Consider the following 12,499-nt stretch of genomic DNA (forward strand, 5'->3'; position numbering starts at 1 on the left):
ATCTCCACCCTTCCTGCTGCCGATGCGCCCGGACGCACCACCGCGAACCGCGCCACGCAAGGATAGAGAAATCCGTCAGCAATATGATCGCCACTTTGCCTGCCCATCGACGGTTTCCATAGCCGATAATTGCTCCGTGGACGCAATCGACAGGGCAATCTTGCGTGAGCTTCAGAAGGACGGCCGCCTGAGCAACCAGGAACTGGCCCAACGGGTCGGCCTGACCCCCTCCCCCTGCATGCGCCGGGTCCGCCAACTGGAGCAGGACGGGGTCATCCGGGGCTACCGCGCGGTGATCGACCCGGAGGCCGTGAACCGGGCCTTCGAGGTGCTCGTGTCGATCGAGGTGAAGCGCGACCGCGAGGTGGTGGAGGCGTTCGAGGCCGCGCTCCAGGACATCCCGGACGTCGTCGAGGCGTACCGCCTGTTCGGCAGCCCCGGCTGCCTGCTGCGGATCGCGGTGGAGGACCTCCGCGCGTACGAGCGCCTCTGGATCGAGAAGCTGACCGCGCTGACGGGCGTGACGGAGGTCAACTCCCAGATCGTCATGAAACGGATCAAGCAGCCGAGCGGCCTGCCGGTGGACGACTCGTGAGCCGGTCGTGAGCCGGTCGGGCACCACATGACGTGCGGTGCCTTCCGTGTCCCTCCGGTGCGCCGGGACCGTCGGCCTGCGCCTCGGCCCTGCGGCCACCGCACCACCACGACGCGGAGAGGCGTGGCCGCCGGCGGCGGGGAAGCCGGTGAGCGGTCCGGTCCTCGCCGAGCCGTCCGGTGCCTACGGGGCACATGCGGGCAGGACGGCGGTGAGCTCGCTCAGGTGGTCGGGCCGGACGCGGATCCCGGGGAGCCAGAGATGCTTCCCGTCGCGTGTCACCTGGATCCAGATACTGGTGTGCTTGTGGTTCTCGTCCGTGACGGTGACTCCGTCGGCGACGGTGCAGCGGGCCCGCAGCAGGTCCTGGTGCCAGACGCGGTCCGCGGAGTTGGAGGTCACGTAGGGCCGGTAGGGGCTGTAGGCCAGGGACAGCGCACACTCGTTCGTGCGGGGCTTCTGGCACACCTGCTCGACGTTGTGGACGAGAACACCGGCGTCACCGCTTCCGCCCGCGCCGCCCTGCGGGGGCTCGGTACCGGGTGCGCCCGGCGGAGGAAGCAGGAGCAGCAGTCCGGTGACGAGTCCGGCCGCCACCACAGCGGCAGCGGCGACGGCCCGGCGGCGGGACAGTCCGCGCAGCCGGCGCCACCAGGCGAGTCGCGGGAGGGGTGACGGTCCGGCGGCTTCGGGGGCGCCGGTGTCGGCCGGTTCGTCGGGGCGGGCCGGACCGGCCGCCTCCCACAGGGCGCGGTACTCGGCGGGATCCGCCTGCATCGCCCGGCACAGGTCCCTGACCACGGGCCAGGTCGGCACGGTCTCACCGCGGAAGTAACGGGAGAGCGACGAGTCGCTGATGCGGACCTGCGCCTCCAGGCTGCGCAGTGTGCGCCCCGATCGCTGCTGCAGGCTCCGCAGCGCTTCTCCCAGCCTCCGCGCCGCCGCACGCTGGTCTGGTCGTCGGCCGGTCATCGATCGGGGCCCTTCCGCTGGGCGGGCAACGGCGTCCCGCCGGCTGTCCCATGTCCCGGGACGTATACGTCCCAGCAGGTCAGGACTTTATTTATCCCGATATCCGTGAAGCAAGCGGGATCTGGTTGTGAAGGTGCAGCTTCCTGCGCAAACTCGGCATACCGGCCGAGCAGATCACCCCCGAGGGTGAGCGCTCCGGCGGTCATGGCCGTGCCCGGCCGACGCCGCACGAGCCGGATTCGAACCCCTACCGGAAGGACCTTCACCATGCGTGTACGCACCGCACTGTCCGCCTTCGCCGCGGTCACCGTGGTCGGGCTCGGCCTGGCCCCGGCGGCTCCCGCCGTCGCCGCACCCGGCGCGGTGTCCCACCAGGTCTCCGTGCAGGCGGCCGACGGCCTCGACATCCACCGCGGCAAGTTCATGACCCTGGGCGGCTGCCAGACGGCCGGCCAGCAGGGCATCGACCGTGGCCACTGGGACCGCTACCAGTGCGCCGAGGGCTCCATGTGGCCCTGGACGTGGAACCTGTGGACCAACCGCTGAGAACCTGACGCCGCCGGTGGTCTCCTCTCACACCGGGGGGCCGTCGCCGGGCGGCGGGCGGAACGGGCCGCCCGCCGCCCGGCACGACAGGGCGGTCCCCCGCTCCGCCGACCGACGCGATCCCGCTGTCCGGGCCCACGGGGCCGCGGACGGTGGGCGACCTCCACGAGAAGGTCCCGGGCCGGGTGGACGCCACGACCGGTCATACGCGGGGCACCTGACGGGGCGTGGCGGCGCCGGCTGGAGGGACCCGTGGCGGGCCGCCCGCAGGCCGGACGCCGGGCCGTCCCGCCCGGCCCTCAGCCCCGCGCCCCCCGCAGGTGCAGGTCCAGCCCGCTCACTCCCGGTTCCCCGACGCCCTCGCGCAGCCGCATGTCATGGTCGTACCCGCCCCCGGCCAACGTCCGGAACGGTACCGGCTCATCGCTGAACAGCCCGTCGAGCCGCCGCTCGTACGCCGCCCGCGCGGCGCCGAACTCCTCCTGCGACAAGGCGTTCGTGTCGTACACCGCGAACGGCTCCAGCGGCGCCATCCCGCTGAACCAGAACAGGCCGTGCTGGAGCGGGAAGAGCACATCGGCCAGCCGCCCGTGCACGCCCCGGTCGGAGAACGAGGTCCCGGTCGCGCCGAGGGTCACCGAAAGCAGCGCCCGCCGCCCGCCCAGGGCGCCCTCGCTGTACGGCGGCGGGAGGCCGGGTCCGTGCGAGAACCCGTAGGTGAACACCCGGTCGATCCAGCCCTTCAGTATCGCGGGCACCGAGAACCACCACAGCGGGAACTGCAGGATCACGGCGTCCGCCCAGCGCACCTTCTCCTGCTCGGCCGCCACGTCCGGCCCGAGCCGCCCTTCACGCGTGGCCTTCTCCGCCGCGGCCAGGACGTTCAGCCGGTGGTCGGCTGGCTGGTCCGGGAAGTCGTCGGCGTCCAGCGCGGCCTTCCACTTCATCGCGTACAGGTCGGAGACGCGCACCGCGTGCCCCGCGGCGCGGAGCCGCTCGGCCGCGACGTCCGCGAGGGCGCCGGTGAGGGACCGCGGCTCGGGGTGGGCGGTGACGATCAGGATCTTCTTGCCCCGCTGGGGCGTCGCATCGCTCATACGGCCACGTTCTCCCAGGCCGCAGGGGGTAGCCAGCGCCCTGTCCGACCGTAGGAACGCCGATCCTGGTACTGCGGGGGCCACCCCCATACTGGGGTCCATGGACACCACGAGCCAGGGAGTCGACGGGCCCGGGACGAGGACCGGTTACGGCGCCGGGACCGTGTACGGGGCGGGGTCCGCGCCCGCGTACGAGAACGGGCACGGCGATGCGACCGGCCCCGCGCGCGGCACGGGAACCGGCACCGGCAGTGCTCCCGCCGCGCCCGCCGACCCCCGCCGCGCCCTCGGCGCGTTCCTGCGCGCCCGGCGCGGGCGGGTCGCGCCGGAACAGGTCGGGCTCCGCGGCGGCGGCCGCCGCCGGGTGCGCGGACTGCGCCGGGAGGAGCTTGCGGGGCTCGCCGGGATCAGCGTGGACTACTACGTACGCCTCGAACAGGGCCGGGCCACCCAGCCGTCCCCCGAGGTACTCGGCGCACTCGCCCGGGCTTTGGGGCTCGACCCGGCGGAACGCCGCCACCTCGCCACCCTGGCCGGCTTCGGCGCCGACGTGGCCGCCGGGCACGGCACCACGCCCAGGACCCCGGCCGGCCCCGCGCTGCGGCGAGTGCTGGACGGCATGCCCGGGATCCCCGCGTACGTGACGGACCACCTGCTGGACGTGGTGGCCTGGAACGCGCTGGGCGCCGAACTGACGGGCGGACTGGGCGACCCGGGCCGCCGGGACCGGAACCAGGCGCGGTACCTGTTCCTGGACCCGGCCTCGCGCGACGTCCACCCCGACTGGGCGGACCGGGCCCGCGAGGCCGTCGGTCTGCTGCGGGTCTCGGCGGGCCGGTTCCCGGACGACCCCGATCTGGCCGCGCTCATCACGGAGCTGTCCGCCCTCAGCCCGGAGTTCACCGAACTCTGGGCCTCCGGCGAGGTCATGATGTGCGCGGGCGGCCGCAAACGGTTCCGGCACCCGCTGGCGGGGCTGCTGACCCTGGACTACGAGACCCTGCACGTGTCGGCGGCTCCCGGCGCGACCGGCCTGGTCGTCCATGTGTTCACCCCCGAGGACGACACCCCCGAGTCCGCGGCCCTCACCCGCCTGGCGCGGACCACCACGCCCCTCCACCCCTCACACGGGAGCTGACAGACCACCGGCCCGGCGCACTCCCGCGCACCGGTCCACGGGCGGTTGGGCGGTCTCTCCGCCGGGATGAGACTCTTCGGCGGCGGACCGCTCAGGACGGCGCATCCCGCGCGCCCGGGTGCGGACGGGCTCGGCAGGCGACAGCCCCCGCGGCACGGCACCGTCCGCGCCGGTACCGGTCGGCGCGGTCCTCGTCGCGCCGCAGCCCGCCCGGCCGCCCTCCCACCCGCGTCTCCGTCGTACCGCCCGGGAGGCCGCCCACGAAGGCCACCCGGCTCGCCTCCCGGGTGCGCCCTCGCCGGTACGGGCAGCCGCGGAACGCACGGCGGCACCGTGCCGCGCGGGGGCCGGGAGCCGTCCTCAGCCGCCGCCGAGCAGCAGGTCGCGGTGGGTGACGAACCCCGTGCTTCGCTCGGTCCTCGTCCCCCGGGCGTCCGATGCCCGACCAGTCGCCGTCGAACCCGCACGCGGCCGGGGGCGTGCCCCGCTTCGGCAGGTCCAGGACCGGCCTTGTACGCCGAGTGGTGGGGCCAGGCGGGGGTGCCTAGAGTGAGCGGGATCGTTCCGTCAAGTTCCGTGTGATGAGGTCGTGTTGTTCCCCTACATCGGCTCCGGCCCGTACTGCTTCTCCAACTCGCTCGCCATGGCTCTGGGGCCGGACTCGCCCGGCACTCCGGTGCTGGAGGTGCTGACGGGATCACCGTTCGGCTTCCAGCTGATCGGCGGGGTACTGCCGTTCTTCGACCCCTTCGGCTGGGACCCGGAGAACGGGCTGGAGTCGGCCCTCGGGCTGCTCGGGTGGGAGTGCCTGCGCACGGACGGCGAGAGCCCGGAGGAGGCCGAGGAGCGGCTGCGCCGGGCGGTCGAGCGCGGCCCGGTGCTGGCGGGCCCGCTGGAGATGGGCCTGCTGCTCCAGCAGCCCGGCTCCGGCACGGCCGTCGGTGCCGACCACTACGTCCTGGTGGTGGCCGTCGAGAAGGACACCGTGGTCTTCCACGACCCGCACGGCCACCCGTGGGCGACGCTGCCGGTACCGGCCTTCCTGGCCGCCTGGCAGGCCGAGCAGATCGGCTATGTGAACCGGCCCTTCGTGATGCGGACCGGCTTCGCCCGCGCCCGGGAGACCGGCCCGGCCGAGGCCCTGCGGGCCTCGCTGCCGCGCGCCGCGGAGCTGCTGCGGGCCCACGAGACGGGCGCCGGGTCCGACCTGCCGCCCGGATCGCTCGGCGGCGCCGTGGGCCTGGAGCGGCTGGCCGAGCAGGTGGCGGAAGGGCTGGACCCGGACATCCGGCAGGTGATGGAGAAGTTCTCGCTCCGGGCCGGTGCCCGTCGCACCTCGGACGCGGCCGTCTGCCTCGCGGGGATCGGCTTCGCCGGCTCGGCCGGGGTGCTGACCCGCCAGGCGCGGATCCTGGGCAGCCTCCAGTACCCGCTGGTCACCTTGGACGACGCGGCCGTGGTGGCCGGGCTGCGCGAGCTCGCGCCGACCTACGAGGAGCTCCGGGCGGCCCTGCTCACCGAACTCGCCGGGCAGGGCGGGGCCCCGGCCCCCGGATCCGTGACGGCGGGCTGACCCACGCGCCTCGCACCCGCACGTCGTCGCGGCGCCGGAACCGGTCCGCCGTATCGAGTCGCCCTTCCAGGCGGCGCAGTTCGCCCTCCGGCGGCGCGCGGCGCGCCCATCGGCCCGTCCCCGGCCGCTTCGCCGTGCGCGCAGAGCCATCACCGGCGTCGCTCGGCGTGGCCGCAGCCACCCGGCAGGCTTGCCCCCGCACGGCCACCGCGCCGCTCCAAGGCCCAGAAACCAGAAATCCCGCCCAACTCGAAAGAGTTGAACGGGATCTCGTGAACCGTCTACGAGCGTACTCGTGAACGTTCCGTCTGTGGACCTGAGGGGATTCGAACCCCTGACCCCCTCGATGCGAACGAGGTGCGCTACCGGACTGCGCCACAGGCCCTTGCGACGTGTGAAACATTAGCACCCCGCTCCGGCTGCCAGGAAATCCGTTGGCCGGGTGGGCGCGAGACGTGGATCACGAGGGCGGCCGGGGACGGCGTCACTCGTTGGCGGCGCGGGGGCGGTCGTCGTCGGCGTACTGGTCGAAGAGGGGGGTGCGGGTGCGGTCGCGGGGGCGGCGGGGAGCTGTGGCGGAGGGGTTGGGGTTCTGGCGGGTGGGCGGGGGCGGGGTGGGCTCGGCCGGGGAGGAGCGGGCGGCGCTCCAGGTCTCCGGGTCGGTGACGTCCACGCCGCCCGTGGCGCGGGGGGCGACCGGGGCGGTGACGTAGGTGGGGAGGGGGACCGGGACGGGGTCCCAGCTGTCTCCGCGGACCGAGCCTCGGTCGCGCTGCTGGTCGACCCACTCCGCGTGGTCGGTCTGCTCGACCAGGGCCCGCCGGTCGGCCTCCGCCGGGGAGACCGGCGGCACCGCGGGCTCGTGGGGCGGGGCCTCGCCGTGGGGCGTGGGCGGCTCGGCGGCGTGGCGCGGCGCGCGGTTGTCGCGGAGGCGCTGGGCGGCGGCCTCGGCGCGGCGCCGGTCCATCACGTACACGAAGCGGCGGCGCTCCTGGCGGCGCAGGTACACGATGTACGCGCTGAGCAGGACGGCCGGGACGGCGGGTGCCCACAGGAAGGCCAGTCCGCCCACCGCCGCGGCGATCGCGCCGAGCGTGAAGGCCAGGAACAGGACGACCGTCGTACGGCGGCGGCGCGCCAGCACGCGGGAGCGGCGGGCCCGCTCGGCGGCCACGCGGGACGCGCGGTTCGCCCGGACGGAGGCGGCCGACCGAAGTGCCGGGGCAGCCTCGGGGCGGGGGGACGGCTGGGGCTGCCGGGGCTTCCTGGGCGGGGCCTCAGCCGGCTCCAGGCGCGCCTCCGTGTGGTCCGGAGGTGCGGCGAAGGCCCGGACGTCGACCGAGTCCAGCTGCTCGGTCCGAGCGTCCGGGTCCACGTCGGGCACCCGCCAGTCCTCGCCGTCGCCGCGGGCGCGCAGCTCCTTGGCGTACCGGCGCTCCATCCCCGCCCGTCCGGACAGGAGCCGGATGGCGGTGCTGAAGCGTTCCGTCGGTCGAGCCTCGTTCAGCTCGTCCTGCCTGCGGAGCCACATCGGCACCAGGTAGGCGGCCCAGGCTCCGACGATGACTGCGTAGATGAGGCCGCTGCTGCTCACGCCTCACACGGTAGAGGTGTTCGCGGGAGCCCATCGGCCAATTGGGCCGGTGTGTCGCACGATCTGGCTGATATGCCTGACATTTTTTGTGATTGTTCAGATCGAATGTGGTCGCGAGCGCCATTAATTCGAACACTTGAATTATTTCGCGGGATGCTGGCGCCTCGCTGCGTGCCAGCGCCGCAGCAGACCCTCCGGAACCTCCTCGGACGTCAGTGCGAAGACCAGATGGTCCCGCCAGGCGCCGTCGATATGGAGGTAGCGGGGGCGCAGGCCCTCCTCGCGGAATCCCAGTTTCTCCACGACCCGGCGGCTGGGCGCGTTCTCCGGGCGAATGCACACCTCTATGCGGTGCAGGCCCACCGCGCGGAAGCAGTGGTCGGTCACCAGTGCCACCGCCGTCGGCATCACGCCCCGCCCGGCCACCTCCCGGTCCACCCAGTAGCCGACGTGGCCGGAGCACATCGAGCCCCAGGTGATCCCGGCGACGGTCAGCTGGCCCACCAGCCGCCCCCGGTACTCGATGACGAAGGGCAGCATCCGGCCGGCGTTGGCCTCGGCCCGCAGATGCCGGACCATCTGCCGGAACGTGGGGCGCTGGACCGGCGGTGCCCCCGGCGGAGGCGGCGGGATGGTGGCCTCCCAGGGGCGCAGCCAGTCCCGGTTGCGCTGGTTGACCTCGCGCCACGCCTTCTGGTCGCGCGCCCTTATGGGGCGGAGGACCACGTCGCCGTCCACCAGGGTCGCCGGCCAGGCCGGGTTCATGACGCCGCCGGCCTCGGGTGGTCGCCGCCGCGCAGCTGGTCGACCGCGTGGACGAGGAGCCGCTCCAGGACGGCGAGACCGTCCCGCACGCCTCCGGTGGAACCGGGCAGGTTGACGATCAGGGTGCGGCCCGCGACCCCGGCCAGGCCCCGGGACAGCGCGGCCGTCGGGACCTTGTCGCGGCCGTGGGCACGGATGGCCTCCGGGATGCCCGGCACCTCGTGGTCGAGGACCCGGCGGGTGGCCTCGGGGGTGGCGTCGGTCGGGGAGATGCCGGTGCCGCCGGTGGTGAGGATGACGTCGTACGACGCCTCGACCCCGGCGCGCAGGGCCGCCTCGACGGGGTCGCCGTCGGGGACGACCTGCGGGCCGTCGACACTGAAGCCCAGCGCCTTGAGGCCGTCGGCCAGGATGGGCCCGCCCTTGTCCTCGTACACCCCGGCCGCCGCCCGGTTGGAGGCGGTGACGACGAGCGCCCTGTACGCGGTCACGCGCGGCTCCAGTCCCCGGACTTGCCGCCCGTCTTCTCCTCCACCCGCACGTCGGTGATGACGGCGCCCTTGTCGACGGCCTTCACCATGTCGACGACCGTCAGGGCCGCCACGGACACGGCCGTCAGGGCCTCCATCTCGACGCCCGTCCGGTCCGTGGTCTTCACCGTCGCGGTGATCTCGACCGCCTCGTCGGTGACCGCCAGGTCCAGTTTCACGCCGGAGACCGCGAGCGGGTGGCACAGCGGAATCAGGTCGGGCGTGCGCTTGGCGCCCATGATCCCGGCGATCCGGGCGGTGGCGAGCGCGTCGCCCTTGGGGACGCCCTCGCCGCGCAACAGCTCCACCACGCGCGCGCAGACCAGGACCCGGCCGCTGGCACGGGCGGTCCGGGCGGTGACGTCCTTCGCGGAGACGTCCACCATGCGGGCGGCACCCGCCTCGTCGATGTGGGTCAGGCTGCCTTGCGTACTCACTGCACTCCGCCTCGCGATCTGGCGCCGGTTCTCGTCTTGTCGGCTCGGTGGCGGACACCGTACCGCCACGGGTGCCGGGCCGGGCCGGGTGGTTCGGCCGGAGAGGGGCCCCGGCCGCCCTCGGGAGCCGGGACCGGGGCCAGGGCCCGGTCCGGCTTCGCGGCCGGGTGCCCCGGCGGCGCGCCTCAGCCGAGCCGCACGACCTCCAGCTGCGTGCCCGGCTCCACGTGCGTGACGTCCTCCGGTACGACGAGCAGCGCGTCGGCGTGCGCCAGCGCGGCGATCAGGTGGGACCCGGCACCGCCCACAGGAGTGACGGTACCCGCCTCCGCGTCGTACGTCCCGCGCAGGAACTGGCGCTTCCCCGCCGGGGACGTGAGCGGCTTGTCGGCGGACAGCGCGGCTCGCGCGCGAGGACGGTGGATGTCCTTCAGGCCCATGAGGGTGCGGATCGCCGGGCGGACGAACAGCTCGAACGACACGTACGACGAGACGGGGTTGCCCGGCAGGGCGAGCAGCGGGGTGTGGTCGGGTCCGATGGTGCCGAAGCCCTGGGGCTTGCCCGGCTGCATGGCCAGCCTGCGGAACTCCACGCCCCCGAAGCCCTCGCCCTCCTCGTCGTCTCCCCCGGGGGCTCCCGCCAGGGCCTCCTTCACCACGTCGTAGGCGCCGACGCTGACCCCGCCCGTGGTGACCATCAGGTCGGCGCGCACGAGCTGGTCCTCGATGGCGGACCGCAGCCCGTCCGCGTCGTCGGTGACGGCACCGACCCGGTAGGCGATGGCGCCCGCGTCGCGCGCGGCGGCGCTCAGGGCGTAGCTGTTGGAGTCGTAGATCTGGCCGGGGCCCAGCTCCTCGCCGGGCTGGGCCAGTTCGCTGCCGGTGGACAGCACCACCACGCGCGGGCGGGGCCGCACCCGGACCGTGCCGCGGCCGATGGCGGCGAGCAGGCCGATCTGTGCGGGCCCGAGCACCGTGCCGGCCGCGAGCGCGGGCTCGCCCGCCCGGACGTCGCTGCCACGCGCGCGTACATGGGCGCGGGCCAGGGCCGGGCGGTGCACACGGACCTCGCCCGCGGCGTCCTGGGGGGCGGCGCTGGCGGCGCGCATGGCGGTGGCCGCGCCGCCGCCGCTGCCCCCGTCGGTCCACTCGACCGGGACGACCGCCTCCGCGCCGGGCGGAAGCGGGGCACCGGTCATGATGCGGGCGGCCTCTCCCGGGCCGACCTCGGGCAGGGCGCCCGTGCCGGCCGCGACGTCACCGATGACGGTGAGGACCGCGGGAAACTCCTCGCTGGCGCCCGCGACATCCGCGACGCGCACCGCGTACCCGTCCATGGAGCTGTTGTCGAACGGGGGAAGGGCGACGGGCACCGTGACGTCGTCGACCAGGACACAGCCCTGGGCGTCGGGGAGCTGCAGCTCGATCGGGTCGAGCGGGCGGATCGAGGCCAGGATGTCCTCCAGGTGCTCGTCCACCGTCCAGGTCGTACGCACAGTGCTCACGGGGCCTACATCTCCTCGGTGACGTAACTGCGGAGCCAGGTGCGGAACTCCGGTCCCAGATCTTCACGTTCGCACGCGAGTCTGACAATCGCCCGGAGGTAGTCACCGCGGTCGCCGGTGTCGTAGCGGCGGCCCTTGAAGACGACTCCGTGGACGGGGCCGCCCGCGGACTCGTCCTTGGCGAGCATCTGGAGGGCGTCGGTGATCTGGATCTCGCCGCCGCGGCCCGGCTTGGTCTGACGCAGTATCTCGAAGACGGCCGGGTCGAGGACGTACCGGCCGATGATGGCGTAGTTGCTGGGCGCGTCCGCCGCGTCCGGCTTCTCCACCAGATCGGTCACCTTGACGACGTCGCCCCCGCCGGCGGGCTCGACGGCCGCGCAGCCGTACAGGTGGATCTGGGAGGGGTCGACCTCCATGAGGGCGATGACGCTGCCGCCCTGCTGCTCCTGGACCTCCATCATCCGGGCGAGGAGGGGGTCGCGCGGGTCGATGAGGTCGTCGCCGAGGAGCACCGCGAACGGCTGGTCCCCGACGTGCGGCTCGGCGCACAGCACCGCGTGGCCGAGGCCCCTGGGGTCACCCTGGCGGACGTAGTGCATGGTCGCGAGGTCGTTCGACTCCTGGACCTTGTCCAGCCGGTCCAGGTCGCCCTTCTTGACGAGGGCCTCTTCGAGCTCGTAGTTGCGGTCGAAGTGGTCCTCCAGGGGGCGCTTGTTGCGGCCCGTGATCATCAGTACGTCCGACAGCCCGGCAGTCACGGCCTCTTCGACCACGTACTGGATGGCGGGCTTGTCCACGACGGGCAGCATCTCCTTGGGAGTGGCCTTCGTGGCGGGAAGGAACCGGGTGCCGAGTCCCGCTGCGGGGATGACAGCCTTGGTGATCCTGGGGTGCGACTGAGTCATGGCGTGCACGATAGCCGCTCGGTATGGGAGGAAGATAATCCTTCGATTAACTTGCTCCTCATATAGGCGCATTCGGGAGTTTCGCCGGTAGGCCCGCCCCGAGGAGGGCCCGGACCTCGTTCGAGGAGCGTGAACAGTGTGAACGGTGTGGGTTACGTGTCCGATGTGAGAGGTGTCGGTGAGATGAACCGACAGGATGAGAATCCTATGGACAGTGCTGTTCCGGATAAGTCCGGGCTGCGGGGCGAACTGCTCGCCGCCCGCACGCTGCTGACCACCGAGGACGTGCGGCGAGCCGCCGCCGCCCTCGCGGACGAGGCGCTCGGGCTGCCCGAGCTGGCCGCAGCGGGCACGGTCGCGGCGTACGTGTCCGTGGGACGCGAGCCGGGCACACGGGCCCTCATCGAAGCCCTGCGCGCGCGGGGCGTGCGGGTGCTGCTGCCGGTGCTGCTGCCCGACAACGACCTGGACTGGAGCGCGTACGAAGGAGCCGGGCAGCTGGTGCGGGCCCGGCTCGGGCTGCTGGAGCCGTCCGGGCCCCGGCTCGGCCCCGACGCCGTGCTGGAGGCCGACGCGGTGCTCCTGCCGGGGCTCGCCGTCGACGAACGCGGCATGCGGCTGGGGCGGGGCGGCGGCTCGTACGACCGCGTCCTGGCCCGCCTCGCGCGCGCGGGGGCGGACCCGGCGCTCGTCGTCCTCCTGTACGCGCACGAGGTGGTCGCGCGGGTCCCGGAGGAACCGCACGACCACCCCGTGCGGGCGGCGGTCACGCCTGGGGGCGTCCGGCGTTTCCCGGCGCCCTGAGGCGGGCCCCCGGGACGGGCCCCTGAAGCCCGGGC

The 12,499-nt window shown here is 73.8% G+C and carries 13 protein-coding genes and 1 tRNA gene; 5 read left to right on the forward strand and 9 right to left on the reverse strand.

Annotation, left to right across the window (positions count from 1 at the left end; translation table 11 throughout):
• Window positions 1-136 precede the first annotated feature (136 nt).
• Window positions 137-595 (forward strand): Lrp/AsnC family transcriptional regulator, encoded by a 459-nt coding sequence (locus I3F58_RS11625; RefSeq protein WP_240108250.1) that lies wholly within the window; start codon window positions 137-139, stop codon window positions 593-595.
• A gap of 183 nt (window positions 596-778) precedes the next feature.
• Here the strand turns inward: I3F58_RS11625 and I3F58_RS11630 are convergent, their stop codons facing one another.
• Window positions 779-1,567 carry a helix-turn-helix transcriptional regulator gene (locus I3F58_RS11630; protein ID WP_240108251.1) on the reverse strand — a complete coding sequence of 263 codons (789 nt, stop codon included), beginning with the start codon at window positions 1,565-1,567 and terminating at the stop codon, window positions 779-781.
• Between the two features lie 267 nt (window positions 1,568-1,834).
• Between I3F58_RS11630 and I3F58_RS11635 the strand changes: the two genes are divergently transcribed.
• A complete protein-coding gene (locus I3F58_RS11635; RefSeq protein ID WP_240108252.1) occupies window positions 1,835-2,113 on the forward strand; it encodes a hypothetical protein in 279 nt (92 codons plus the stop codon).
• A 299-nt stretch (window positions 2,114-2,412) separates the two neighbouring features.
• Here I3F58_RS11635 and I3F58_RS11640 read toward each other — a convergent pair whose 3' ends face one another.
• A complete protein-coding gene (locus I3F58_RS11640) occupies window positions 2,413-3,210 on the reverse strand; it encodes an NAD(P)H-dependent oxidoreductase (RefSeq protein ID WP_240108253.1) in 798 nt (265 codons plus the stop codon).
• 100 nt (window positions 3,211-3,310) lie between these two features.
• On the opposite strand from I3F58_RS11640, the gene I3F58_RS11645 reads away from it, so the two are divergent.
• Window positions 3,311-4,348 carry a helix-turn-helix transcriptional regulator gene (locus tag I3F58_RS11645; RefSeq protein ID WP_240108254.1) on the forward strand — a complete coding sequence of 346 codons (1,038 nt, stop codon included), beginning with the start codon at window positions 3,311-3,313 and terminating at the stop codon, window positions 4,346-4,348.
• Window positions 4,349-4,940: 592 nt separating this feature from the next.
• On the forward strand, window positions 4,941-5,921 hold the full coding sequence (locus tag I3F58_RS11650) for a hypothetical protein (RefSeq protein WP_240108293.1): 981 nt from the start codon (window positions 4,941-4,943) through the stop codon (window positions 5,919-5,921).
• Window positions 5,922-6,232: 311 nt separating this feature from the next.
• On the opposite strand, the gene I3F58_RS11655 is transcribed toward I3F58_RS11650, so the two are convergent.
• The 7 genes from I3F58_RS11655 to galU all read right to left on the reverse strand — a co-directional run bounded on the left by I3F58_RS11655 (window position 6,233) and on the right by galU (window position 11,660).
• Window positions 6,233-6,306, reverse strand: a tRNA-Ala gene (locus I3F58_RS11655).
• 99 nt (window positions 6,307-6,405) lie between these two features.
• Window positions 6,406-7,515 carry a gephyrin-like molybdotransferase receptor GlpR gene (gene glpR, locus I3F58_RS11660; protein WP_240108255.1) on the reverse strand — a complete coding sequence of 370 codons (1,110 nt, stop codon included), beginning with the start codon at window positions 7,513-7,515 and terminating at the stop codon, window positions 6,406-6,408.
• Between the two features lie 141 nt (window positions 7,516-7,656).
• Window positions 7,657-8,280, reverse strand: coding sequence for a GNAT family N-acetyltransferase (locus I3F58_RS11665; protein WP_240108256.1), 624 nt, complete (start codon window positions 8,278-8,280; stop codon window positions 7,657-7,659).
• On the reverse strand, window positions 8,277-8,771 hold the full coding sequence (locus I3F58_RS11670) for a molybdenum cofactor biosynthesis protein B (RefSeq protein WP_240108257.1): 495 nt from the start codon (window positions 8,769-8,771) through the stop codon (window positions 8,277-8,279). The genes I3F58_RS11665 and I3F58_RS11670 overlap by 4 nt, the downstream gene beginning before the upstream one ends.
• Window positions 8,768-9,247, reverse strand: coding sequence for a cyclic pyranopterin monophosphate synthase MoaC (gene moaC / locus I3F58_RS11675; RefSeq protein ID WP_308354984.1), 480 nt, complete (start codon window positions 9,245-9,247; stop codon window positions 8,768-8,770). The genes I3F58_RS11670 and moaC overlap by 4 nt, the downstream gene beginning before the upstream one ends.
• 185 nt (window positions 9,248-9,432) lie before the next feature.
• On the reverse strand, window positions 9,433-10,752 hold the full coding sequence (gene glp, locus I3F58_RS11680) for a gephyrin-like molybdotransferase Glp (RefSeq protein WP_240108258.1): 1,320 nt from the start codon (window positions 10,750-10,752) through the stop codon (window positions 9,433-9,435).
• A 5-nt stretch (window positions 10,753-10,757) separates the two neighbouring features.
• Window positions 10,758-11,660, reverse strand: a complete 903-nt coding sequence (galU, locus tag I3F58_RS11685) for a UTP--glucose-1-phosphate uridylyltransferase GalU (RefSeq protein WP_240108259.1) — start codon at window positions 11,658-11,660, stop codon at window positions 10,758-10,760.
• A 207-nt stretch (window positions 11,661-11,867) separates the two neighbouring features.
• On the opposite strand from galU, the gene I3F58_RS11690 reads away from it, so the two are divergent.
• Window positions 11,868-12,464, forward strand: coding sequence for a 5-formyltetrahydrofolate cyclo-ligase (locus I3F58_RS11690; protein WP_240108260.1), 597 nt, complete (start codon window positions 11,868-11,870; stop codon window positions 12,462-12,464).
• Window positions 12,465-12,499: the final 35 nt, after the last annotated feature.

This window comes from Streptomyces sp. MUM 203J (assembly GCF_022414595.1).
In the GTDB taxonomy this organism is placed as follows: Bacteria; Actinomycetota; Actinomycetes; order Streptomycetales; family Streptomycetaceae; genus Streptomyces.

What these genes read in the sequence shown, in the direction of transcription:
- I3F58_RS11630 (WP_240108251.1), bottom strand. Translation starts at nt 1,567, where the DNA reads ATGACCGGCCGACGACCAGACCAGCGTGCGGCGGCGCGGAGGCTGGGA.
- I3F58_RS11635 (WP_240108252.1), top strand. Translation starts at nt 1,835, where the DNA reads ATGCGTGTACGCACCGCACTGTCCGCCTTCGCCGCGGTCACCGTGGTC.
- I3F58_RS11640 (WP_240108253.1), bottom strand. Translation starts at nt 3,210, where the DNA reads ATGAGCGATGCGACGCCCCAGCGGGGCAAGAAGATCCTGATCGTCACC.
- I3F58_RS11645 (WP_240108254.1), top strand. Translation starts at nt 3,311, where the DNA reads ATGGACACCACGAGCCAGGGAGTCGACGGGCCCGGGACGAGGACCGGT.
- I3F58_RS11665 (WP_240108256.1), bottom strand. Translation starts at nt 8,280, where the DNA reads ATGAACCCGGCCTGGCCGGCGACCCTGGTGGACGGCGACGTGGTCCTC.
- galU (WP_240108259.1), bottom strand. Translation starts at nt 11,660, where the DNA reads ATGACTCAGTCGCACCCCAGGATCACCAAGGCTGTCATCCCCGCAGCG.
- I3F58_RS11690 (WP_240108260.1), top strand. Translation starts at nt 11,868, where the DNA reads ATGGACAGTGCTGTTCCGGATAAGTCCGGGCTGCGGGGCGAACTGCTC.